We start from the raw sequence: 22153 nt of genomic DNA on the forward strand, positions 1-22153 counted from the left end.
TATTCGCCCCAGGAATGCCGACATTTGCGCCCCCCTCACCCACCAGGCCATATTTTGTGCTAACTTTAAAGCTAAACGTGGTTTAGATTTAACTTTTAACGCATAAATATTGCATAACTATTCTGCCAAAGGTAGTATTTGCGGCCTCAATAGCTATTCGTATCAGACTGCCCAGATGAGTATTAAACTAAACGGCATTAATTGCTTCTACGGCGCACACCAGGCGCTGTTCGACATCACGCTGGATTGCCCGCAGGGGGAAACGCTGGTGCTGCTCGGCCCCAGCGGTGCCGGGAAGAGCTCGCTGCTGCGCGTACTCAACCTGCTGGAGATGCCGCGGTCCGGTTCGTTATCCATCGCCGGCAACCAATTCGACTTCACCAAAGCGCCATCCGATAAAGCGATTCGCGAGCTGCGTCAGAACGTCGGCATGGTCTTCCAGCAATACAACCTGTGGCCGCACCTGACGGTACAGCAGAACCTGATCGAAGCCCCCTGCCGCGTACTGGGGTTAAGCAAGGATCAGGCGCTGGCTCGCGCAGAGAAACTGCTGGAGCGTCTGCGTCTGAAGCCTTACAGCGATCGCTACCCGCTGCATTTATCCGGCGGCCAGCAGCAGCGTGTGGCTATCGCCCGCGCGCTAATGATGGAGCCCCAGGTCCTGCTGTTCGATGAGCCTACCGCGGCGCTTGACCCGGAAATCACGGCTCAGATCGTCAGCATCATTCGCGAGCTGGCTGAAACCGGCATCACCCAGGTTATCGTCACCCACGAAGTTGAAGTGGCGCGCAAGACGGCCAGCCGGGTGGTGTATATGGAAAATGGCCATATCGTCGAGCAAGGGGATGCCTCCTGCTTCACGCATCCGCAAACTGACGCGTTTAAAAACTATCTTTCACATTGATGTTTTTCGGGGAAATGACGATGAAAAAAGTACTGATTGCCGCCCTGCTCGCAGGCATGAGCCTCTCCGCTTCCGCCGCGCAGACCATTCGTTTCGCCACCGAGGCCTCCTACCCTCCGTTTGAGCTGGTGGACGCCAACAACCAGATCGTCGGTTTCGATGTCGATCTGGCGAACGCGCTGTGTAAAGAGATCGATGCCACTTGTACCTTTACCAACCAGGCCTTTGACAGCCTGATCCCGGGACTGAAATTCCGCCGTTTCGACGCGGTCATGGCCGGGATGGACATCACGCCGGAGCGTGAAAAGCAGGTGCTGTTCTCTACCCCGTATTATGACAACTCGGCGCTGTTCGTCGGTCAGCAGGGTAAGTTCACCAGCATTGACCAGCTGAAGGGCAAAAAAGTGGGCGTGCAGAACGGCACCACCCACCAGAAATTCATCACCGATAAACATCCGGAAATTACTACCGTTCCTTACGACAGCTACCAGAATGCGAAGCTGGACCTGCAGAACGGTCGTATTGACGCGGTCTTTGGCGATACCGCCGTGGTCACCGAATGGCTGAAGAGCAATCCGAAGCTGGCGGCCGTGGGCGACAAAGTGACCGACAAAGCCTATTTCGGCACCGGGCTGGGCATTGCCGTGCGTCAGGGCAACACCGACCTGCAGCAGAAATTTAACGCTGCGCTGGAAAAAGTGAAGAAAGACGGCACTTACCAGACCATCTATAACAAATGGTTCCAGAAGTAAGACTGAATGAACGAAATTTTTCCATTAGCAAGCGCCGCCGGGATGACCGTCGGCCTTGCCGTTTGCGCGCTCGTCATCGGCCTGGTCCTGGCGATGCTCTTTGCGGTACTGGAGTCAGTGAAATGGCGCCCGGTAGCCTGGCTTGCAACCGGCATTGTGACCATCCTGCGCGGACTACCGGAAATTCTGGTAGTGCTGTTTATCTATTTCGGCTCTTCCCAGCTGCTGCTGACGCTCTCTGACGGTTTCACCATCCCGCTCGGGTTCACGCAGATCCCGGTGCAGATGCAGATTGAGAACTTTGACGTCAGTCCGTTCCTCTGCGGGGCGATCGCCCTGTCGCTGCTGTATGCCGCCTACGCCTCGCAAACGCTGCGCGGCGCGCTGAAAGCCGTTCCGCAGGGTCAGTGGGAGTCCGGCCAGGCGCTGGGGCTGTCGAAAGCGGCTATATTCTTCCGTCTGGTGATGCCGCAGATGTGGCGCCATGCTCTGCCTGGCCTCGGTAACCAGTGGCTGGTGCTGCTGAAGGACACCGCGCTGGTGAGCCTGATCAGCGTCAACGATCTGATGCTGCAGACCAAAAGCATCGCCACCCGCACTCAGGAACCCTTTAACTGGTATATCATTGCGGCGGCAATCTATCTCGTCATCACCCTGTTGAGTCAATACATCCTTAAGCGGATTGACCAGCGTGCGACGCGCTTCGAACGGAGACCAGGCTGATGCTCGACTACTTACCCGAACTGCTGAAAGGGCTTCATACCAGCCTGACGCTGACCGTGGCGTCGATTATCGTGGCGCTGATCCTGTCGCTGATTTTCACCATTATCCTGACGCTGAAGACGCCGGGGCTGGTGTGGATAGTCCGCGGCTATATCACCCTGTTTACCGGTACGCCGCTGCTGGTGCAGATCTTCCTGATTTACTACGGCCCCGGACAGTTTCCTTCGCTGCAGGATTATCCGTGGCTGTGGCATCTTATCTCTGAACCGTGGCTGTGCGCTCTGATCGCCCTGTCGCTCAACAGCGCCGCCTACACCACTCAGTTGTTTTATGGCGCCATCCGGGCGATCCCCGACGGGCAATGGCAGTCGTGCAGCGCGCTGGGGATGAGTAAAAAGGATACCCTGGCGATCCTGCTGCCGTATGCCTTTAAGCGTGCGCTGTCGTCCTATTCCAACGAAGTGGTGCTGGTTTTCAAGAGTACCTCTCTGGCCTACACCATCACCCTGATGGAAGTAATGGGCCACGGCCAGCTGCTGTACGGACGCACCTACGACGTGATGGTGTTCGGCGCCGCCGGGATTATCTATCTCATCGTCAACGGACTGCTGACGCTGCTGATGCGCCTGGTGGAACGTAAAGCGCTGGCCTTCGAGCGACGTAACTAGCGCCTGAGCCTTATTGCATAAAAAGCAGACAACAAGACGGACAAGTCTAACACCTGTCCGTCTTTTTTTATGGCATTAAAAATATTTAATCATATTTATTGCATATAAATTCATTTAATGGCATTGTCACTCTATGCCGCAGACACGGCGAATAATCATAAGATTGACAGACGGGAGTTCCACGATGAAAAAGTTAGTTCTGGCTGCACTGCTCACCACGTTCACCTTCGGCGCTGCCGCCGCAGAGAAAATCAGCTTCGGCGTGTCCGCAACCTATCCGCCGTTTGAATCGATGGATGCCAATAATCAGATTGTTGGTTTCGATCTCGACCTGGCCAAAGCGCTGTGCAAACAAATGCAGGCAGAATGTACCTTTACCAACCACGCTTTTGACAGCCTGATCCCGGCACTGAAGTTCAAGAAATATGATGCGGTGATTTCCGGAATGGATATTACGCCGGAACGCAGCAAGCAGGTGGCCTTCACCGACCCGTACTACGCCAACTCGGCGCTGGTGATCGCCAAAAAAGACGCGTTCCATTCCTTCGATGACCTGAAAGGCAAACGGATCGGCATGGAAAACGGCACCACCCATCAGAAATATCTGCAGGATAAACATCCTGAGGTGAAGACCGTCGCCTATGACAGCTACCAGAATGCGATTATCGATCTGAAAAATGGCCGTATCGACGGCGTGTTCGGCGATACCGCAGTGGTCAACGAGTGGCTGAAAACCAACCCGCAGTTGGGCGCAGCCACGCCGAAAGTGACGGATCCGCAATACTTCGGCACCGGACTCGGCATTGCCGTGCGCCCGGATAACAAGGCGCTGCTGGAGAAACTGAACGCCGCGCTGAAAGCGATTAAGGCCGACGGTACCTACCAGAAAATCAGCAACCAATGGTTCCCGGAGTAAATTTTTTGCCGGGTGGCACTGCGCTTACCCGGCCTACTCTTCCCCCGTAGCCGGGTAAGGCGTATCCGCCATCCGGCAATGTCTTAAAGTGGCACGAAGAACCTGAACCGCGCCCCACTTACCGACTCCACCAGTCTGATACCGCCCCCGTGCAACTCCAGCATTCGTTTCACAATCAGTAGCCCTAACCCGCCGCGATCCTCCCGCGATGCCTGGGTAGACAACGCCGACGGCCGCTGGAACAGATCGTCGCGCAGCGCGGCATCGACGCCCGTTCCGTTGTCGGCCACTTCCACCTGGAGCTGTTGATCCTCCTGCCAGACCGCCAGACGGATCTCCCCGCCGACGGGCGTATGCCGCATCGCGTTATCGAGCAGGTTGGTCACCACCCTCTCAATCATCGACACATCGGCGTTAATCAGCGGCAGCGGTCCCGGCACATCAATACGCAGGTTCACCTCGCGCGTGCGGGCAGTTAATTCAAACTTCTGCGCGACATCGGAGATCAGCTCCCCCATCGCAAAACGCTCGCGCTGCGGCTTAATGCTCCCGTGCTCCAGTCGCGCCAGCTCAAACAGCTGCTGCGAGAGATGGCGCACTTTGTTGCCCTGACGCAGGGCGATGGTGAGATATTGCCTGCGCTCCTCGGCGGTCAGCCGTTCATCCTTCAGCGTCAGCGTTTCCAGATACCCCAGCAGCGAGGTGAGCGGCGTACGCAAATCATGGGAGATATTGGCCACAAATTCGCGGCGCTGGCGGTCGCTGTCGGCCAGCCGATCCCACTGGCCGGCTATCTGCTGCGCAAGGTCAATAAAGCGATTCTCGAGCACCGCCACCTCGTTACCAGGCAGGGGCTCCGGCGTGCGGGCCGCCAGAGTTTTGATGGCGCTGATGCTGTCCTGGCCGCTCGCCGCGACCTGGGCGGTGAGCTGGCGGACCGGCCGGGTGACCCAGAACCATGCCAGCCCCCCTGTCAGAAGGCCAAACAGGGCCACCAGCAGCAGCGTCCACAGAACAATGCTCCACAGCGTTTTTTGCCAGGCGTCGGCCGCCAGCTGATTAAAGGTCTCTCCCTGCAAAATGATATACAGGTAGCCGCGCAGCTGCCCGTCGACGCGCAGCGGAGCGGCGCTGAAGACTTTTCGTCCGTCGAGACTACGTGGATCGTCGCCATACACCGGCGACGCACTGCCGGTGAGAAAAGCCTGCACTGGCGCCATATCGATACGCTGGCGCTGGATATGTCCCGGCGGCGCCGCATCGGCCAGCAGGTCGCCATCCGGCGACAGCAGATAGAGCTCCACGCTGGGGTTAAAGGTCATCAGGCGGTCGAACAACGACTTCAGGGTTTGCCGGTTGACCCCGCCGTGGGCGTCCAGCAGCGGCTCGCGGGCGACAATCTGCTGAGCCAGCCCGGCGGAGAGGCGCTGCACCATGGCGTTGCCATACTGCGCGCTGCTGTGTAACTGAACGGCGCATACCGCCGCCGCGCACAGCATCAGCAGGGAGACCACCACCAGCGCCAACCGCTGGCTGAGGCTCAGGCGGCGGATCACGGGGCGACCTCTTGCGACATCGGGGCGAATTTATAGCCTTTACCCCAGACGGTAAGAATAATGTCCGGCTCCGCCGGGTCACGTTCGATTTTGCTGCGCAGGCGGTTGATATGGGTATTAACCGTGTGCTCATAGCCCTCGTGCTGATATCCCCAGACCTGCTCCAGCAGCGCCAGCCGCGAAAACACCTCACCGGGATGGCGGGCGAAGTAATAGAGCAGATCGAATTCGCGCGGCGTCAGGTCCACCACCTCGCCGCGCAGCTTCACTTCGCGCGACAGCGGATCGATGCTCAGGCCATGGCAGGACAGGCGCCCAGCGTCCATCAGCAGGTTCTGCCCCATCGCCTCCTGGCGACGAAACAGCGCTTTGACGCGGGCGATAAGCTCCAGCAGTGAAAAGGGCTTCGCCAGATAATCATCGGCGCCCATCTCCAGGCCCAGCACGCGGTGCATTTCGCTGGTGCGAGCGCTGATGATAATTACTGGCAGGTAACGGGTCATCTGACGGATACGCCGGCAGATCTCCAGGCCATCGACGCCAGGCAGCATCAAATCAAGGATCACCGCATCCCAGACCTGCTTTTCCAGCTGGACAAGGGCCTGGTCGCCGTCGGCTTCATGCACAATCTGATAGCCCTCATCCTGAAGATTGAGCCGCAGCAGCGTGGCAATATCCTCGTCATCTTCCACCAGCAGAATGGTTTTGGCCATTAGATTCCCCCCACCAATAACAAAACATGCAGCGCCAAGCTTACCTGATTTCAGCGGCGCAAAGCCTTCACATTTTGTTTAAACTTCGCGGACCAGCAGGGTCAGCACTTCGTAGTGCGCGGTGTGAGGGAACATATCAAACAGCTGGACCCGCTCGACGCGATAGCCGCGAAGACGGGCAATATCGGTCGCCATGGTGCGAGCGTTACAGCTGGAATAGATGATATAGGGCGGTGCCATGCGGCTTAAATAGTCGCACAGTTCGGCGCCAATGCCGCGGCGCGGCGGGTTGACCAACACCAGCTGCGGGATATCCGCTTCATGAGTGGCGAACTGCGTCGAGTCCAGCGCCTTAAAATGCAGATTGCTGAGCCCCAGCTGCGCGGCTGACTGTCTGGCGCAGGCGATCGCTTCCGGGGCAATCTCGATACCGGTCAGGCGCATCGCCGGCGTCGCGCAGTGCAGGCCAAATCCCCCGACGCCGCAAAACAGATCCCACATATGCTGGACCGGCAGCGCGCGCACCCAGTCGCGGGCGGTGGCATACAGCCGACTGGCTACCGCCGGGTTGGTCTGAAAGAAACTTTGCGGGCGGATCCACAGCGGCACCTCATTAAAGACCTCCCCCAGCGCCTGCTGTTCGGTGAAGAAGATCTCCTGCTCGCCTTCCATGATTGCCATATGCACCGGCTGGATATTCGCCGTGATCACCTTGAGCTGCGGGAGCTGCGCCTGCAGCCACGGCAGCGCGGCGCGCAGCTGAGCCAGCTTGGCCTCTGAGCGCAGTACGAAGCGCAGCATCATCTCCCCCTGCTGGCTGGCGGTTAGCAGCAGATATTTCAGCTCCCCGCGCTTGCGCGCGACGTTATAGGGGGTTAACCCGGCGCGGGCGATAAAGGGCTTCAGGACGGCAAACACCGGCGCAAACGATGAAGGATAGAGCGGGCAGTCGGTGAGATCCACCGGGGTGCCATCGCGATGCAGCATCCCCAGCAGCGGACGCTCAACGCTGCCGCTGACCACCATCTTGGCCTTGTTACGAAAGGCCGTCTCTGGCCCGCTGACCGGCTCGCCCCAGGCAGCGACCGGGATCGCCGCCAGCAGCGTGCGCAGATCGGCCATTTTATCGGCGAGCTGTTGCGGGACCGGCCGCTCCAGCCATTGACAGGAGCGGCAGCGGCCGGCGTCGTAGAGTGCGCAATGCATAATTGACCTTCAAAAATCCAGGGGCGGGGATTGTATCACCGTTATTGCAGGCGGAAAAACCGACGGCAGTTCGCCGGCACAAACAGCAGCGTCAGAACCAGCAGATCCGGCAGTTTTTGCATCACCAGCGAGTGGAAGATCTCCCGTTTGGATTCGCCGGGAATGCTGAACAGTTCCGGATACCCGTAGCCCAGCGACGCCGCCCACAGGTAGCCGGCGGCGATAATCTGCGTCAGCAGATAGACCCAGCGCGCCCAGTTGCGCCCTTTCACCAGCGAGAAGGCGCACCAGATTTCGACAAATACCAGCGCCAGGCTGCCGAGGAAGACCAGCGTCAGGTTCCAGGTCTGGACGCTGCGGTGTATGAATTCGTTCAGCCCCTGCAGACCCAACAGATTGAGGATCATCAGCAGGTCCAGAGCGCGGATCAAAATAATAGCAAAGGCCGCCACCTGCACCAGCGCAGGGACGTTAAGGCGGGCATGCGATGAGCGAGTTTTCGTAAACAATCCCAACGTAATGTCTTCCATGAAAACGGCGCCACAGGGTGGCGCCGACCGGAGGCTGCTGTACCGATTTTAGGTGGTTCAGCCTTGTCTTGCACGCTGGATATCGCGCACTCGCTGCTTTTCTGCGCGGGCCATCAAATACCAGGCGATAAAACCAACAATACCGACCACGCCAAGGATGAGCGTCGCCAGGGCGTTAATCTCCGGGTTGACCCCCATGCGCACGCTGGAGAAGACCAGCATCGGTAACGTCGTGGCCCCGGGACCGGAGACAAAGCTGGCGATCACCAGGTCATCCAGCGACAGCGTGAACGCCAGCAGCCAGCCGGAGATCACCGCTGGCATAATCATCGGCAGCGTGATGACGAAAAAGACCTTCAGCGGCGCGGCGCCCAGATCCATCGCCGCCTCTTCGATCGAGTGGTCCAGTTCACGCAGCCGCGAGGAGATCACCACCGCCACATAGGCGGTACAGAAGGTGACGTGCGCCAGCCAGATGGTCAACATCCCGCGATCCGACGGCCAGCCAATGGCATGTCCCAGCGCCACGAAAAGCAGCAGCAGCGAGAGACCGGTGATCACGTCCGGCATAACCAGCGGCGCGGTGATCATAAATGCGAAGCCATTAGACCCGCGAAAGCGTCCAAAGCGCACCATCACCACCGCGGCGATGGTACCGAGGATCGCCGCCGCCGTCGCCGCGCAGGCGGCGATGGTCAGGCTCAACCCTACCGCGCTCATCATCGCATCATCGTGGAACAGTTCGCTATACCAGCGCGTCGACCACCCGGCCCAGACCGTTACCAGCTTCGAGCTGTTGAACGAGTAGATCACCAGCATCAGCATCGGGGCATAGAGGAAGGTGAACCCAAGCACGAGGATCAGAATGCGCCACGGCGAGCGTACTACCGGCAAGTCGTTCATCCCTGCTCTCCCATCTGTTTTTGCTGGTGCTTGTGGAACCACATGATCGGCACGATCAGCAGCAGCAGCATGACAATCGCCACTGCCGAGGCGACCGGCCAGTCGCGGTTGTTAAAGAACTCCTGCCACAGCACGCGGCCAATCATGATGCTGTCCGGCCCGCCCAGCAGTTCCGGGATCACGAACTCCCCCACCGCCGGGATAAACACCAGCATCGAACCGGCAATAATGCCGCCTTTGGTGAGCGGGACGATCACCTGGAAGAAGGTCTTCAGCGGCCGGGCGCCGAGATCCAGCGAGGCCTCCACCAGCGAATAGTCGATGCGGGTCAGCGCGGTGTAGATCGGCAGCACCATAAACGGCAGATAGGCATACACAATACCGATATACACCGCCAGGTTGGTGTGCAGGATCTCCAGCGGTTGATCGATAACCCCTAACCACAGCAGGAAGTTATTCAACACGCCGTTGCTTTTCAGCAGCCCCATCCAGGCATAAACGCGGATTAAGAATGACGTCCACGACGGCAGGATCACCAGCAGCAGAAGAATATTGCGCGTCGACGGCTTGCTGTGCGCCACCGCCCAGGCCAGCGGATAGCCCAGCAGCAGGCAGCAGATCGTCGATATGCCCGCCACCTGCAGCGACTGGAGATAAGCTTCGAAATAGAGCGGATCGTCAGTCAACTGCAGGAAGTTGGCAAAGTTGAGGGTCAGCGTCAGCTGGCCATCCGCCCACTCCATCAGCTCGGTGTAGGGAGGGATCGCCCGCGCCATCTCGGCAAGACTTATCTTGAACACGATCAGGAACGGCAGCATGAACAACAGGATCAGCCACAGATAGGGCAGCGCAATCACCAGCTTGCGGCCATGCGCCATCTGCAGGCGCGCCGCCCACAGCCCGAAGCCGCCCGGTTTTTTCGCCCCTGACGGGGATTCAACGGTACTCATCGCCCTCTCCTTACACCGTCAGCACTACGCAGCTATCCGCATCCCAGCATAAACGCACCTCGTCACCCCAGGTGGGCGTTCCTTTCCGATGGCGGTGTTCATTCTGCAACTGGGCGCTGATCATCTGCCCGCTTTGCAGGCGCACATGATAGATAGAGAGATCCCCGAGATAGGCGATATGAATCACCTCGCCGACGGCAAAATTGTAGCCGTCCGCCGGTGGTTCATCGCACAGCATGATCTTCTCCGGGCGCAGCGCCACCCAGACCGGCACGTTGTCCACCACCGACGCGTCGGGGTCGACCTTCAGCGGGTGCACCAGTCCTGGCGAACTCAACACCAGGCCATCCTCCAGACGCTCCTTCACCAGCCCTTCAAAGACGTTCACCGAGCCGATGAACTCGGCGCTATAGCGGGTGGTCGGGTGCTCGTAAATCTCTTCCGGTTCGCCAATCTGCACAAACTTGCCGCGGTTCATGATGGCGATACGGCCCGCCATCGTCATCGCCTCTTCCTGGTCGTGAGTCACCATCACGCAGGTCACGCCAACGCGTTCGAGAATATCCACTACCTCCAGCTGCATGCGATCGCGCAGCTTTTTGTCCAGCGCGCCCATCGGCTCATCGAGTAGCAGCAGCTTCGGCCGTTTCGCCAGGCTACGCGCCAGCGCGACGCGCTGGCGCTGGCCGCCAGAGAGCTGGTGCGGCTTGCGTTTGGCATATTCCTGCATATGCACCAGAGCCAGCATCTCCTGCACCCGGGCGGTGATTTCCGCCTTAGGCAGACGATCCTGCTTCAGACCGAAGGCGATATTCTGCTCAACGGTCATATGGGGAAACAGGGCGTAGGACTGGAACATCATATTGATAGGCCGCTGATAGGGCGGCACGCGCGCCAGATCTACGCCGTCGAGCATAATCTGCCCGGCGGTCGGTTGTTCAAAGCCCGCCAGCATACGCAGCAGGGTCGATTTCCCGCAGCCTGATGCGCCCAGCAGAGCAAAAATTTCGCCTTTATAGATAGTGAGACTGACGTCGTCGACCGCGTGCTGGCCATCGAACGACTTGGTTAAGTTACGGATTTCCAGTAGCGGGGTCAGCGCTTTGGGGGCTTTCGCCTGTGGGCGGGGCATTACGTCGTTCAATCGGGTGCTCTCCGGCAAAAAAACGATCACCATATGGTCCGGTGCCATACTTCGTGCTTAACAGTGCAATTGCACCATCCTGGTGCTTCTGCTCGCCGGGCGCGCTGCCATTTCCCGGCGAGTGCAGATCTGATTCGGCCCGTGTTCGACGGGCCGTCAGAGATTATTTGCCGCTCTTCACTTTGGTCCACGCGCGAGTGCGCACGCGGTCAATCTTCGGATCCTGCACCTTCAGCGTGAACAGTTTGGCGAACACATCCGCTGGCGGATAAATCGCCGGGTTGTTACGGATCGTCTCGCTGACCAGCGGTGTGGAGGCCTTGTTGCCGTTGGCGTAGAACACCTGGTCGCTGATTTTAGCGATCACATCCGGGCGCATCAGATAGTTAAGGAACTGATAGGCTTCATCTTTATTCTTGGCGTCGGCCGGCATGGCAAAGACATCAAAGAACGCCAGCGCGCCTTCCTTCGGAATAAAGTAGGAGACGTTGACGCCATTTTTCGCCTCTTTCGCGCGGTTGGCCGCCTGCCAGACATCCCCTGCCCAGCCGATCGCCACGCAGATGTCGCCGTTGGCAAGGTCATTAATATATTGCGAAGAGTGGAAGTAGCGAATGTTCGGCCGCAGCTTCAGCAGCAGATCGGTCGCCGGGCCGGTATAATCATCCGCTTTGCTGCTGTTCGGATCCTTGCCGAGGTAGTTCAGCACGGTGGCGAAAATCTCTTCCGGCGCGTCGAGGAAGGAGACGCCGCAGCTTTTCAGTTTTTCAAGGTTCTCCGGCTTCAGCACCAGATCCCAGCTGTCCACCGGCGCATCTTTACCGAGGACGGCTTTCACCTTATCCACGTTGTAGCCAATGCCCGTCGTCGCCCACAGGTAAGGCATGGCGTATTTATTCTCAGGGTCATGCTTGGCGACCAGCTTCAACACTTCGGGATCAAGGTTCTTCCAGTTGGGCAGCTTGCTCTTGTCCAGCGGCTGGAACACGCCCGCCGCCAGCTGGCGCTCAAGGAAGCTTGCCGACGGTACCACCAGGTCGAAACCGGTGCTGCCGGCCATTAATTTGCCTTCCAGTACTTCGTTGGAATCAAAAACGTCATACACGACTTTAATCCCGGTCTCTTTTTCAAAATTCGCTACCGTGTCCGGCGCAATATAATCAGACCAGTTATAAACATGCAGGGTTTTTTGTTCGGCGGCGAGCGAACCGGCAGAGACGGCCATCAGCGCACCCGTAACCAGACCTGTTAACCATTTTTTACCAAAGGCGGTCATATCTCTTATCCTTCTCAACGCCCGTTAATTTACGGGCTCAAATATACGCATTTCAACGCATGCAAGAATCATGCATATTTTTTCATTGCCTGAGAAAAGGAGAGCGGATCTCTCCCGGAGTGGTTGCTCGCAACTGGAAGCATCGCCAGAATAACTGTAGCCAGAATAAGAGGCTATAGCCCAGGTAAAAAAACGCCTTTTATCAAATTTTTATGCAATAACGGTCTACGTGATAAGCCAAAACGGCCTGAATGGCGGTGAATAATGCTTTAAGAGAAGGGTAAACGCAGAATAAAAGCGGGTAATACGCAGCCGCTGCGGTAGTGGCTGCGCTAATTTTAGGCAGGTTTAGTGAAGAAAATGGTATTGCACGTTTTCCGCCGCGGGCTCTTCTTCTTCGCCTTTGTACAGCAGCTGGTTGGCGCCGGCTTCGAGGATCACCATTGAGATCTGCTCTTCGCTTTGGCGGAAGAACCAGGCGAACTGCTCCATGGTCACCCCCGGGCCGATAGACAACGACTGACAGACCACCAGCTTGGGCAAGTTATCGTCCTGAATATCGATAAACGCCTTCACAGTTAACGAACTGGCGTTGATAGCCGAGAGATCCGCCGACAGCGCCAGCAGAGCGGACGGCTTCACCTCCGCGAGGGCGGAAAAGAGCACCACGTTGTCTACCAGGTCAATTTTGGCATCAAAAATACCGTCGAAATTCTGCATATGCGGCAGATGCAATGCCTGGCAGGAATCGCACTCAAAAAAGCTGATGCCGATCTCATCCAGCCAGCGGCGTAGCGTATCCAGACCTGGAACGACCAGTGAATCCATAGTGCCTGTGACCCCTTACAATGAAAAAACGACGCCATAGCTTACGCAAAAAAAGCGCCGCATACCATGACAGACTTGCATCCAGCGGCTAGCCGCCTATTTTCAAACAGAATTCCGGCGTCGCCTGGCGCTCGATCCAGGCGATCATCCGGCTGGCGATGTCCACGCCGGTGGTGGTTTCCACCCCTTCCAGCCCCGGCGAGGCATTCACCTCCATCACCAGCGGCCCGCGGGTGGCGCGTAAAATATCGACACCGGCGACATCGAGCCCAAGGGTTTGCGTCGCCTTGATGGCAATCGCCCGCTCCTCGTCGCTAATCTGCGCCACCGTGGCCATGCCGCCGCGGTGCAGGTTAGAACGAAAGTCGCCCTCTTTAGCCCGCCGTTCGATCGCCGCCACCACCTCATTGCCGACCACCAGGCAGCGAATATCGCAGCCTTTCGCCTCGGCAATATATTCCTGCACCAGAATATGCGCATTCAGCCCGCGAAAGGCGTCGATCACGCTCTCCGCCGCCTGACGGGTCTCCGCCAGCACCACGCCGATCCCCTGGGTGCCTTCCACCAGCTTCACCACCAGCGGTGCCCCGCCCACCATGGCGATCAGGTCGCTGGTGTCATCGGGGGAGTGAGCGATGCCGGTCAGCGGCAAATCGATGCCCTGGCGCGCCAGCAGCTGCAGCGAGCGCAGCTTATCGCGAGCGCGGGTGATGGCGACCGACTCATTCAGCGGATAGCTTCCCAATAGTTCAAACTGACGCAAAGCCGCGGTGCCATAGTAGGTGATCGCCGAGCCAATCCGCGGGATCACCGCATCAAAATGCGGTAGCTGACGCCCTTTGTAGTGGATGGACGATGCCACCGGACTGACATTCATATAACAGGAAAGCGGATCGAGGATCTCGACCTGATGCCCGCGCTGTTGCGCCGCTTCGCGCAGGCGTCGACATGAATAAAGCGTTCCATCCCGGGATAATATGGCAATTTTCATCCTGCACCTCTGCAAAAAGACCCGCTCTGGCGGGCCTCAGCTATCGAACACACTTTCACCTTTCCTGCGGCCGGCGGCGGAGATCACCTGGCCGGAGCAGCAGTGTACACGTAATCAGCGTGTTGCCCACCCCTGCTTATGCAGATAGTCGAGAATAAACGGACGACTCTCTTTCACGATAGTGCGACGGATATGATCGCTCCAGGTATCGCGGCGGGCGTTGCTGCCGCGCGACAGATAATAGTGCGCCAGCTGGTCGTCATAGTCCGCCAGCAGCGCGTTATCCAGCGGCTGATAGTGGTTCTCATGCACCAGCATGGCGGCCGGCATCCGCGGCTTGATGTCCGGGTTATCCGCCGGCCAGCCAAGGCAAAGACCGAACAGCGGCAGGACGTGCTGCGGCAGCGCCAGCAGCTCGGTCACCGCCTCGATGCTATTACGCAACCCGCCGATATAGACGCCGCCCAGCCCGAGGGACTCGGCGGCAATCAGCGCGTTTTGCGCCAGCAGCGCCGTATCGACGACGCCGATCAGCAGCTGTTCAGCCAGCCCCAGCTGCGCCTGTGGGCAAATCTGCAGGTGGCGGTTAAAGTCGGCGCAGAAGACCCAAAACTCCGCCGCCTGGGCGACGTGCTGCTGGCCGCCGGTCAGCGGGACCAGTTGCTCACGCAGCGCCGGGTCGGTAATACGGATGATGGAGGTGCATTGTAAAAAACTCGAGGTAGATGCCGCTTGCGCGCTGGCGATAATTTCTGCGCGCTGTTCGTCGCTCACGGGGGCATCGGTGAAGTGGCGGATGGAACGGTGGCTGCGCAGCAGCTCAATGGTCGGCGTCATTACGTTTTTCTCTGTCAGACAAGGATTCAGGCTTTGGAGAGTGCGTTAACTGCGGGGCCACGATCTGCGCCATCCGCCACATAACGACGATGGCGGCGGGGATCATCAGCACGATCCCGGCAAAGAGCATCACCAGCGCCGCGGTCGGGCTGGCAATGGGCGCAGGCAGCTGGACATACTGGTTAAGCGAGAGCCAGGCGAGGGTTAACAGCCCCATCCCGAGGATCTCAACCAGCAGAATGCTTTTCGGCAACGGGGCAAATTTTCGCATCACACCTCTCCGGTTGATAAGCGCGGCGCATCAGACAATCTCACTACGCCGCCGGGTCAGTATACGGGTTTTGATAGTACGACATTTATCAAACATAGCCGTAAACCATCGAAGCAAAAGGCAGAACCTTCTTTCCCTCACCGGTCAATGCAGGCATCATAAGCGCCATTCGCCATCCGGCTGAGGTTTAAGGAGAGAAGCAATGTTTACCGTTATTTTTGGTCGTCCAGGCTGCCCTTACTGCGTTCGCGCCAAAGAGCTGGCAGAAAAACTGACCAACGAGCGTGATGACTTTAACTACCGTTACGTGGATATTCACGCCGAAGGCATCAGCAAAGCTGACCTGGAAAAGACCGTCGGCAAACCGGTTGAAACCGTGCCGCAGATCTTCGTCGACCAGAAACACATCGGCGGTTGCACCGATTTCGAAGCCTGGGCGAAAGAGAACCTTGGCCTGTTTGCCTGAGTCAATTTATTTGCTCGATGAGTGACTGCGCCAGGTATCAAGCCAGGCGCAGATAAACAAAAAGCACAACGCCCCGAGTGCGCACCAGAACACCGCGCTCAGTACCCACGCCATCTCCTGCCAGAACGTTCTGTGCGTCACGAAGAACAGCCGCATCGTCACCATACAGACCGGCGCCGCCAGCATCGCACCCAGCAAAGGACGCAGTACCCGCTGTCCGGGAGAGAGGCAGCTCGCCGCCGCCCCTGGCAGCAAAAAGAAGAGCAGGCCCAGCTCCGGGTTGCCGCTGGCGCGAAAGGCCCCTTTCATATGTAATAGCAGCGATAAGCACACCACAATGAACAGAACGAAGCCGCAGATAATACCGGCCCAACTACGCTCAGACTTCACCGTATCCTCCTGATGTTGCCTCTAACTCACGTCCACGTCGCCCAGTCAGATAAAGCATTTCGGCAATCCATGCCAATAACTCCCCTACCAGCCTAAAAACGATTGTCACTAGCCGCCGCATCCAGGAAGGATTAAACTAGCGGGTATATTTTTGCTGGTTATAACAGGGTGCCAGAATAGGTTCGCCACAACGCGAACGCCTGAGCAACCTTAGACCAAATAACCATTTCCTTCAACAACTTACTAGTAAATGAGAAGTTGGCTTTCGTGAATATAAACGTCGCAGATTTGTTAAACGGGAATTACATCCTGTTATTATTCGTTGTACTTGCATTAGGACTATGCTTGGGAAAACTGCGTCTCGGCTCAGTACAACTTGGTAATTCCATTGGCGTTTTAGTCGTTTCTCTCTTATTAGGTCAACAGCATTTCGCGATTAACACTGATGCCCTTAATCTCGGCTTTATGCTGTTTATTTTTTGCGTCGGCGTGGAAGCCGGGCCCAACTTTTTTTCCATTTTTTTCCGCGACGGCAAAAACTACCTGATGCTGGCGCTGGTGATGGTCGGCAGCGCGATGCTGATCGCCACCGTGCTGGGCAAAGTGTTCGGCTGGGATATTGGTCTTACCGCCGGTATGCTGGCGGGCGCCATGACCTCCACCCCGGTGCTGGTGGGCGCGGGCGACACCCTGCGCCATTTCGGCCTGCCCAGCGATCAGCTGGCGCAGTCGCTTGACCATCTGAGCCTCGGCTATGCCCTGACCTACCTGGTCGGCCTGGTGAGTCTGATCGTCGGCGCCCGCTATATGCCCAAGCTGCAGCATCAGGATCTGCAGACCAGCGCCCAACAAATCGCCCGCGAGCGCGGCCTCGATACCGATTCAAAACGTAAAGTGTACCTGCCGGTGATCCGCGCCTACCGCGTTGGCCCGGAGCTGGTGGCCTGGGCGGATGGCAAAAATCTGCGCGAACTGGGGATTTATCGCCAGACCGGCTGCTATATCGAACGCATCCGCCGCAACGGCATTCTGGCCAACCCGGACGGCGACGCGGTGCTGCAGATGGGCGACGATATTGCGCTGGTGGGCTATCCGGACGCGCACGCCCGCCTCGACCCGAGCTTCCGTAACGGCAAAGAGGTATTCGACCGCGATCTGCTCGACATGCGCATCGTCACCGAAGAGATTGTGGTCAAAAATCACAACGCCGTCGGCCGCCGCCTGGCGCAGCTGAAACTCACCGACCACGGCTGCTTCTTAAACCGGGTGATCCGCAGCCAGATTGAAATGCCTATCGACGATAACGTGGTGCTGAACAAAGGCGACGTGCTGCAGGTCAGCGGCGACGCCCGCCGCGTAAAAACCGTGGCCGACCGCATCGGCTTCATCTCCATTCACAGCCAGGTGACCGACCTGCTGGCCTTCTGCGCCTTCTTTATCGTCGGCCTGATGATCGGCATGATCACCTTCCAGTTCAGCTCTTTTAGCTTCGGCATCGGCAACGCCGCCGGCCTGCTGTTCGCCGGCATTATGCTTGGCTTCCTGCGCGCCAACCACCCAACCTTCGGCTATATCCCGCAGGGAGCGCTGAACATGGTGAAAGAGTTTGGCCTGATGGTGTTTATGGCCGGGGTCGGACTCAGCGCCGGGGCCGGGATCAATAACGGTCTGGGCGCCGTCGGCGGTCAGATGCTGGCGGCAGGGCTTATTGTCAGCCTGTTGCCGGTGGTGATCTGCTTCCTGTTCGGCGCCTATGTGCTGCGCATGAACCGGGCGATGCTGTTTGGCGCCATGATGGGCGCCCGCACCTGCGCCCCGGCAATGGAGATCATCAGCGATACCGCGCGCAGCAACATTCCGGCGCTCGGCTACGCAGGCACCTACGCCATCGCCAACGTGCTGCTTACCCTTGCCGGGACGCTCATCGTGATCATCTGGCCAGGGCTACAATAAATTTTTGAGAAAAAAGCCGTCACAGGCAGAACTTTTTCTCAGGGCATCAGTCATAAGTAATGCCACTGCTTTTCTTTGATGTCCCCATTTTGTGGAGCCCATCAACCCCGCCACTTCGGTTCAAGGTTGATGGGTTTTTTGTTGCCTGAATTTATCCCTCACGCATGTCTCGCACCGCCTCAGCGCCCCTCTTCCTGCGCCCTCTCCCCCGCCAGCTGCCCAACCAGCAGCCGGATTGCCGCCTTCGACAGCGGCGCGCGGTCGGTGACAAAGTGCAAAGTCATTCCTTCAATAAAGGCGTCGAGGCCGCGGGCGGTATCGGGGGCGAACCATTGCTCCAGCGTCTGCTGGCTGCGCCGCATCCAGTTCTGCATCACCCCCTTCAGCGCCGGCTGGCTGCTGCAGAACGCGTACAGCTGATACATCAGCTCCATATTGCGCGCCGTGGTCACCTGGGCGCTGAAGATCAGCTCCGCGATGGCATCGCAGGCTTGTTCCCGGTTCGTTACCCCGGCAAAGCATTGCTGATACTGCGCCGACATCTCGGCGGTAAACAGGCTGAACGCCTCCTCAACCAGCGCCTCGATACCGCTGAAATAATAGGTCAACGACCCCAGCGGCACATTCGCGCAGAGGGCGATTTTGCGGTGCGTCACCGCCTGGACGCCGTGCGCCGCGATGGTGTCCAGCGTCGCCTGCAGGATGCGCTCACGGCGCTGCGGATCGTTCGGTCTACGGGCCATAATTTTCCTCTTCCGGTTTATGTACAAATGTACACATGCTTGCTACTGTTGTCTTCACTCTTCTCCTTTAAGGCGTTTACGGATGACGACGCAAACCTCGCGCAGAGCGCTCCAGCTTCGGCTGTGGGCGCTGTTTATGTTCTTTTTCATCCCCGGCTTATTAATGGCCTCCTGGGCTACCCGCACGCCGGCGATCCGCGATCAGCTGATGCTTTCTACGGCAGAAATGGGCGTAGTGCTGTTTGGTCTGTCGGTGGGGTCGATGAGCGGTATTCTCTGCTCGGCGTGGCTGGTGAAGCGCTTTGGTACCCGCAAGGTCATCCGCGCCACCATGTCCTTCGCCGTACTCGGCATGCTGGTGCTCAGCCTGGCCCTGTGGGTCTCTTCCGCCCCGCTGTTCGCCTTCGGCCTGGCCATCTTTGGCGCCAGCTTTGGCTCCGCCGAAGTCGCTATTAACGTCGAAGGCGCGGCCATCGAGCGAGAGATGAATAAAACGGTGCTGCCGATGATGCATGGCTTCTACAGCTTTGGCACCCTGTTCGGCGCCGGGGTGGGCATGGCAGTGACCGGATTCGGCCTGCCTGCCGCCCCGCATATCCTGGCGGCCGCGCTGGTGGCTATTCTGCCCATCGCCATTGCCATCCGCGCCATTCCCGATGGCACCGGTAAAAACGCCGCCGAAGCCGCCCACGGTGAGGCGAAAGGTCTGCCGGTATGGCGCGACGCGCAGCTACTGCTGATCGGGGTCATCGTCCTGGCGATGGCCTTTGCCGAAGGCTCGGCCAACGACTGGCTGCCGCTGCTGATGGTGGACGGCCACGGCTTTAGCCCCACCTCCGGCTCGCTGATCTATGCCGGCTTCACCCTCGGCATGACGCTGGGCCGCTTCACCGGCGGCTGGTTTATCGATCGCTACAGCCGGGTGACGGTGGTCCGCGGCAGCGCGGTGATGGGCGCCCTGGGTATTGGCCTGATCATCTTCGTCGATAACCCCTGGGTGGCGGGCATCTCGGTACTGCTGTGGGGCATCGGCGCCTCGCTCGGCTTCCCGCTGACCATCTCCGCCGCCAGCGATACCGGGCCGGACGCGCCCAAGCGCGTCAGCGTGGTGGCGATCACCGGTTATCTTGCTTTCCTCGTCGGGCCGCCGCTGCTGGGCTTCCTCGGCGAACACTTCGGCCTGCGCAGCGCCATGATGGTGGTGCTGGGTCTGGTGATGGTGGCGGCACTGGTCGCCCGCGCGGTGGCTAAGCCACAATCTGAACCCGTTATGGAGAACAGCTAATGAGCATCAAACTGATTGCGGTGGATATGGACGGCACCTTTTTAAGCGATGCCAAAACTTACAACCGGCCGCGCTTCCTCGCCCAGTACCAGCGAATGCGTGAACAGAATATTCGCTTCGTGGTCGCCAGCGGCAACCAGTATTATCAGTTGATCTCCTTTTTCCCGGAGATCGCCCATCAGATCGCCTTTGTGGCGGAAAACGGCGGCTGGGTGGTGAGCGGCAATGAAGACGTCTTCAACTGCCAGCTGCCGGTCCACCATTTCAACGCCGTGGTCGATCATCTGCAGACCCTGCCGAATATCGAAATCATCGCCTGCGGGAAGCGCAGCGCCTACACTCTCAACCGCTATAACGACGCGCTGAAGACGGTGGCGGCGAAGTATTATCACCGCCTCGAACTGGTGGATGATTTTAACCACCTTGATGATGCGATCCTCAAATTTGGTCTCAACGTACCGGACAGCCTGATCCCGGAAATTCAGCCGAAGCTGCACGCGGCGCTGGGGGATATGGTCACCGCGGTGGCCACCGGCTACGGCAGTATTGACTTAATTATGCCTGGGGTGCACAAAGCCAACGGCTTGCGCATTTTGCAGCAGCGCTGGGGCATTGAGGATCATGAGGTGGTGGCGTTCGGCGATAGCGGCAATGATATCGAGATGCTGCAGCACGCCGGATTTGGCTTTGCCATGGCCAACGCCCGGGAAGACGTCAAAGCCGTCGCCAGCCATCACGCGCCGCACAACAACGAAGAAGGCGTGCTGCAGATTATTGATAAGGTGTTAAATCGCGAAGCGCCGTTCGCCTGATTAGCCCCCCGGATGCTTTTGTGCATCCGGGTTTGCCACCGGTTACGCCTGCTGCGAATTGCCGACGCTTTTATCTTTCAGGAAGTAGATCATCAGCCCCAGCCACAGTACTCCGCCCAGCAGGTTAAACAGGCTGAACAAGCCGTTGCCCCCCAGCTCATAAGCATGTTTGCTGAGCTCAATGCCGACGGTGAAGATCAGCATCTGCAGCATTCCCATCGCCGCCGAGACCGTGCCTTTGCTCATCTCGCTGGCGAACAGCGTTAAGCGCACGAGCCCGGCATTCGCGAGGCCAATTCCGAAGGCGTAAAAGCTCAGGCCGGCGGTCATCCACAGATAAGCGTGGGAAGAGACCACGGTCGCCGCCGCGGAGAGGATCAGACCAAACATGATCGGCCAGCCGCCCATGATAATCAGCGAGCGCACGGTACGGCGCGAAGTCAGGCGCGCCAGCACCAGGTTACCGGCAATCAGCGCGCCGAAAATCGGCACCTGCAGCATGCCATACTCATAGCTGGTGGCCTGTTCGCCGCTGATAATAATCACCGGCGACTGGGCAATCCACGCCAGCAACGGCAGGCTGACGAAGCCTGTCGCCAGCGCGCCGGCGACGAAGCGCAGGTTTTTCAGCACCAGGCGATAATCGCGGCCCAGCTCTTTAACCGACAGCTTTTCGCCCAACCGCGTCGCGGTTTCCGGCATCGCCCGCTGCAGCCCGACGAATGAGATGGCCGCCAGCACGGCGAACAGGACGAACATCATCTCCCATGGCAGCACGTGCACCCAGGCGGCGCCCACCAGCGGCCCCAGCAGCGGGGCAATCAGCGCCACGTTGGCCATCAGGGCGGTGATTTTGATACACACCGCCTCCTCAAAGGACTCCTGAATCGCCGCATAGCCTACCGCGCCGATAAAGCACAGGCTGATCCCCTGCAGGAAGCGCAGCAGGGTAAACTGCTCAATGGTCTGCGCCAGCAGCGTCGCCAGACAGGTGACGATAAACCACACCACCCCGGTCAACATCACCGGGCGGCGGCCAATACGGTCCGACAGCGGCCCCAGCAGCCACTGTAAAAACATGCCGCCAGCCAGATAGGCGGTCATCGAGGTAGGTACCCATTCGTTGCCCACCTGAAACTCCTGAACCACGGCCAGCATACCCGGCTGGATCATATCGTTGCCGATATAGGTGGAAAACTCGTACAGCACCAGACATAGCGGGAACAGCAACGCCTGCCTTCCGAGGCGGCGGCCTGAAAGCGAATAATTTTGCATGAAATCTCTTATCTATCAAAAATCGCGCAAAGTTTAATGAAACTCCCGGCGCGGAGATAGT

At 58.5% G+C, this 22153-nt stretch carries 24 protein-coding genes; 9 read left to right on the plus strand and 15 right to left on the minus strand.

Going from position 1 to position 22153, the window contains the following annotated elements:
- Positions 1-175 precede the first annotated feature (175 nt).
- The 5 genes from artP to artJ all read left to right on the plus strand — a co-directional run bounded on the left by artP (position 176) and on the right by artJ (position 3963).
- A complete protein-coding gene (gene artP, locus FHW76_RS05655) occupies positions 176-904 on the plus strand; it encodes an arginine ABC transporter ATP-binding protein ArtP (RefSeq protein ID WP_012968630.1) in 729 nt (242 codons plus the stop codon).
- A 20-nt stretch (positions 905-924) separates the two neighbouring features.
- The gene (artI, locus tag FHW76_RS05660) at positions 925-1656 is read left to right on the plus strand and encodes an arginine ABC transporter substrate-binding protein ArtI (protein WP_002896390.1); all 732 of its coding nucleotides are present in this window, start codon (positions 925-927) and stop codon (positions 1654-1656) included.
- Between the two features lie 6 nt (positions 1657-1662).
- Entirely contained in the window at positions 1663-2379 is a 717-nt protein-coding gene (gene artQ, locus FHW76_RS05665; RefSeq protein ID WP_002896386.1) for an arginine ABC transporter permease ArtQ, read from the plus strand.
- Positions 2379-3047 (plus strand): arginine ABC transporter permease ArtM, encoded by a 669-nt coding sequence (gene artM, locus FHW76_RS05670; RefSeq protein ID WP_008805822.1) that lies wholly within the window; start codon positions 2379-2381, stop codon positions 3045-3047. Before artQ ends, artM begins: the two co-directional genes overlap by 1 nt.
- A 184-nt stretch (positions 3048-3231) precedes the next feature.
- A complete protein-coding gene (gene artJ / locus FHW76_RS05675) occupies positions 3232-3963 on the plus strand; it encodes an arginine ABC transporter substrate-binding protein ArtJ (protein WP_008805821.1) in 732 nt (243 codons plus the stop codon).
- A gap of 83 nt (positions 3964-4046) precedes the next feature.
- On the opposite strand, the gene FHW76_RS05680 is transcribed toward artJ, so the two are convergent.
- From FHW76_RS05680 to FHW76_RS05735, 12 genes are all read right to left on the minus strand, one after another.
- Positions 4047-5519, minus strand: a complete 1473-nt coding sequence (locus tag FHW76_RS05680; protein WP_012542344.1) for an ATP-binding protein — start codon at positions 5517-5519, stop codon at positions 4047-4049.
- A complete protein-coding gene (locus FHW76_RS05685) occupies positions 5516-6232 on the minus strand; it encodes a response regulator transcription factor (protein WP_012542345.1) in 717 nt (238 codons plus the stop codon). The genes FHW76_RS05680 and FHW76_RS05685 overlap by 4 nt, the downstream gene beginning before the upstream one ends.
- A gap of 78 nt (positions 6233-6310) precedes the next feature.
- On the minus strand, positions 6311-7438 hold the full coding sequence (rlmC, locus tag FHW76_RS05690; protein WP_050887551.1) for a 23S rRNA (uracil(747)-C(5))-methyltransferase RlmC: 1128 nt from the start codon (positions 7436-7438) through the stop codon (positions 6311-6313).
- Between the two features lie 41 nt (positions 7439-7479).
- Positions 7480-7968 carry a YbjO family protein gene (locus FHW76_RS05695; protein WP_008805817.1) on the minus strand — a complete coding sequence of 163 codons (489 nt, stop codon included), beginning with the start codon at positions 7966-7968 and terminating at the stop codon, positions 7480-7482.
- 57 nt (positions 7969-8025) lie between these two features.
- Positions 8026-8871 carry a putrescine ABC transporter permease PotI gene (potI, locus tag FHW76_RS05700; protein WP_002896372.1) on the minus strand — a complete coding sequence of 282 codons (846 nt, stop codon included), beginning with the start codon at positions 8869-8871 and terminating at the stop codon, positions 8026-8028.
- Positions 8868-9821, minus strand: a complete 954-nt coding sequence (gene potH / locus FHW76_RS05705) for a putrescine ABC transporter permease PotH (protein WP_008805816.1) — start codon at positions 9819-9821, stop codon at positions 8868-8870. The genes potI and potH overlap by 4 nt, the downstream gene beginning before the upstream one ends.
- Before the next feature lie 10 nt (positions 9822-9831).
- Positions 9832-10965, minus strand: a complete 1134-nt coding sequence (gene potG / locus FHW76_RS05710; RefSeq protein WP_012542348.1) for a putrescine ABC transporter ATP-binding subunit PotG — start codon at positions 10963-10965, stop codon at positions 9832-9834.
- A gap of 163 nt (positions 10966-11128) precedes the next feature.
- Positions 11129-12241 carry a spermidine/putrescine ABC transporter substrate-binding protein PotF gene (potF, locus tag FHW76_RS05715; protein WP_002896368.1) on the minus strand — a complete coding sequence of 371 codons (1113 nt, stop codon included), beginning with the start codon at positions 12239-12241 and terminating at the stop codon, positions 11129-11131.
- Positions 12242-12589: 348 nt separating this feature from the next.
- A complete protein-coding gene (locus FHW76_RS05720) occupies positions 12590-13069 on the minus strand; it encodes a YbjN domain-containing protein (RefSeq protein WP_002896365.1) in 480 nt (159 codons plus the stop codon).
- A gap of 88 nt (positions 13070-13157) precedes the next feature.
- Positions 13158-14060: a 30S ribosomal protein S6--L-glutamate ligase gene (rimK, locus tag FHW76_RS05725; RefSeq protein WP_012542349.1), complete on the minus strand. Its 903-nt coding sequence runs from the start codon at positions 14058-14060 to the stop codon at positions 13158-13160.
- 114 nt (positions 14061-14174) lie between these two features.
- Positions 14175-14897, minus strand: a complete 723-nt coding sequence (gene nfsA, locus FHW76_RS05730) for a nitroreductase NfsA (RefSeq protein WP_012542350.1) — start codon at positions 14895-14897, stop codon at positions 14175-14177.
- Entirely contained in the window at positions 14881-15168 is a 288-nt protein-coding gene (locus FHW76_RS05735) for a YbjC family protein (protein ID WP_008805812.1), read from the minus strand. Before FHW76_RS05735 ends, nfsA begins: the two co-directional genes overlap by 17 nt.
- A gap of 202 nt (positions 15169-15370) precedes the next feature.
- Here FHW76_RS05735 and FHW76_RS05740 point away from each other — a divergent pair, with 202 nt between their 5' ends.
- Positions 15371-15634, plus strand: coding sequence for a GrxA family glutaredoxin (locus FHW76_RS05740; RefSeq protein ID WP_002896352.1), 264 nt, complete (start codon positions 15371-15373; stop codon positions 15632-15634).
- Positions 15635-15640: 6 nt separating this feature from the next.
- Here FHW76_RS05740 and ybjM read toward each other — a convergent pair whose 3' ends face one another.
- On the minus strand, positions 15641-16024 hold the full coding sequence (ybjM, locus tag FHW76_RS05745) for an inner membrane protein YbjM (protein ID WP_008805811.1): 384 nt from the start codon (positions 16022-16024) through the stop codon (positions 15641-15643).
- A gap of 267 nt (positions 16025-16291) precedes the next feature.
- On the opposite strand from ybjM, the gene FHW76_RS05750 reads away from it, so the two are divergent.
- The gene (locus tag FHW76_RS05750; RefSeq protein ID WP_008805810.1) at positions 16292-17977 is read left to right on the plus strand and encodes an aspartate:alanine antiporter; all 1686 of its coding nucleotides are present in this window, start codon (positions 16292-16294) and stop codon (positions 17975-17977) included.
- Positions 17978-18156: 179 nt separating this feature from the next.
- On the opposite strand, the gene FHW76_RS05755 is transcribed toward FHW76_RS05750, so the two are convergent.
- The gene (locus tag FHW76_RS05755; RefSeq protein ID WP_012542353.1) at positions 18157-18720 is read right to left on the minus strand and encodes a TetR/AcrR family transcriptional regulator; all 564 of its coding nucleotides are present in this window, start codon (positions 18718-18720) and stop codon (positions 18157-18159) included.
- An 82-nt stretch (positions 18721-18802) separates the two neighbouring features.
- Here FHW76_RS05755 and FHW76_RS05760 point away from each other — a divergent pair, with 82 nt between their 5' ends.
- Together FHW76_RS05760 and FHW76_RS05765 are read left to right on the plus strand one after the other, a co-directional pair.
- Positions 18803-20005, plus strand: coding sequence for an MFS transporter (locus FHW76_RS05760; RefSeq protein WP_012968636.1), 1203 nt, complete (start codon positions 18803-18805; stop codon positions 20003-20005).
- Positions 20005-20817, plus strand: coding sequence for a Cof-type HAD-IIB family hydrolase (locus FHW76_RS05765; protein ID WP_025713828.1), 813 nt, complete (start codon positions 20005-20007; stop codon positions 20815-20817). The genes FHW76_RS05760 and FHW76_RS05765 overlap by 1 nt, the downstream gene beginning before the upstream one ends.
- A gap of 42 nt (positions 20818-20859) precedes the next feature.
- Here FHW76_RS05765 and kdeA read toward each other — a convergent pair whose 3' ends face one another.
- Positions 20860-22092 (minus strand): multidrug efflux MFS transporter KdeA, encoded by a 1233-nt coding sequence (gene kdeA, locus FHW76_RS05770; protein ID WP_008805806.1) that lies wholly within the window; start codon positions 22090-22092, stop codon positions 20860-20862.
- Positions 22093-22153 lie beyond the last annotated feature (61 nt).

It is taken from the genome of Klebsiella sp. RC2, assembly GCF_014192815.1.
Lineage (GTDB): Bacteria > Pseudomonadota > Gammaproteobacteria > Enterobacterales > Enterobacteriaceae > Klebsiella > Klebsiella variicola.

Bases quoted from the DNA above. Each gene is read 5' to 3' on its own strand.
- artP (WP_012968630.1), top strand. From the start codon at position 176: ATGAGTATTAAACTAAACGGCATTAATTGCTTCTACGGCGCACACCAG.
- artI (WP_002896390.1), top strand. From the start codon at position 925: ATGAAAAAAGTACTGATTGCCGCCCTGCTCGCAGGCATGAGCCTCTCC.
- artQ (WP_002896386.1), top strand. From the start codon at position 1,663: ATGAACGAAATTTTTCCATTAGCAAGCGCCGCCGGGATGACCGTCGGC.
- artM (WP_008805822.1), top strand. From the start codon at position 2,379: ATGCTCGACTACTTACCCGAACTGCTGAAAGGGCTTCATACCAGCCTG.
- artJ (WP_008805821.1), top strand. From the start codon at position 3,232: ATGAAAAAGTTAGTTCTGGCTGCACTGCTCACCACGTTCACCTTCGGC.
- FHW76_RS05685 (WP_012542345.1), bottom strand. From the start codon at position 6,232: ATGGCCAAAACCATTCTGCTGGTGGAAGATGACGAGGATATTGCCACG.
- rlmC (WP_050887551.1), bottom strand. From the start codon at position 7,438: ATGCATTGCGCACTCTACGACGCCGGCCGCTGCCGCTCCTGTCAATGG.
- FHW76_RS05695 (WP_008805817.1), bottom strand. From the start codon at position 7,968: ATGGAAGACATTACGTTGGGATTGTTTACGAAAACTCGCTCATCGCAT.
- potI (WP_002896372.1), bottom strand. From the start codon at position 8,871: ATGAACGACTTGCCGGTAGTACGCTCGCCGTGGCGCATTCTGATCCTC.
- potH (WP_008805816.1), bottom strand. From the start codon at position 9,821: ATGAGTACCGTTGAATCCCCGTCAGGGGCGAAAAAACCGGGCGGCTTC.
- potF (WP_002896368.1), bottom strand. From the start codon at position 12,241: ATGACCGCCTTTGGTAAAAAATGGTTAACAGGTCTGGTTACGGGTGCG.
- FHW76_RS05720 (WP_002896365.1), bottom strand. From the start codon at position 13,069: ATGGATTCACTGGTCGTTCCAGGTCTGGATACGCTACGCCGCTGGCTG.
- rimK (WP_012542349.1), bottom strand. From the start codon at position 14,060: ATGAAAATTGCCATATTATCCCGGGATGGAACGCTTTATTCATGTCGA.
- nfsA (WP_012542350.1), bottom strand. From the start codon at position 14,897: ATGACGCCGACCATTGAGCTGCTGCGCAGCCACCGTTCCATCCGCCAC.
- FHW76_RS05735 (WP_008805812.1), bottom strand. From the start codon at position 15,168: ATGCGAAAATTTGCCCCGTTGCCGAAAAGCATTCTGCTGGTTGAGATC.
- FHW76_RS05740 (WP_002896352.1), top strand. From the start codon at position 15,371: ATGTTTACCGTTATTTTTGGTCGTCCAGGCTGCCCTTACTGCGTTCGC.
- FHW76_RS05755 (WP_012542353.1), bottom strand. From the start codon at position 18,720: ATGGCCCGTAGACCGAACGATCCGCAGCGCCGTGAGCGCATCCTGCAG.
- FHW76_RS05760 (WP_012968636.1), top strand. From the start codon at position 18,803: ATGACGACGCAAACCTCGCGCAGAGCGCTCCAGCTTCGGCTGTGGGCG.
- FHW76_RS05765 (WP_025713828.1), top strand. From the start codon at position 20,005: ATGAGCATCAAACTGATTGCGGTGGATATGGACGGCACCTTTTTAAGC.
- kdeA (WP_008805806.1), bottom strand. From the start codon at position 22,092: ATGCAAAATTATTCGCTTTCAGGCCGCCGCCTCGGAAGGCAGGCGTTG.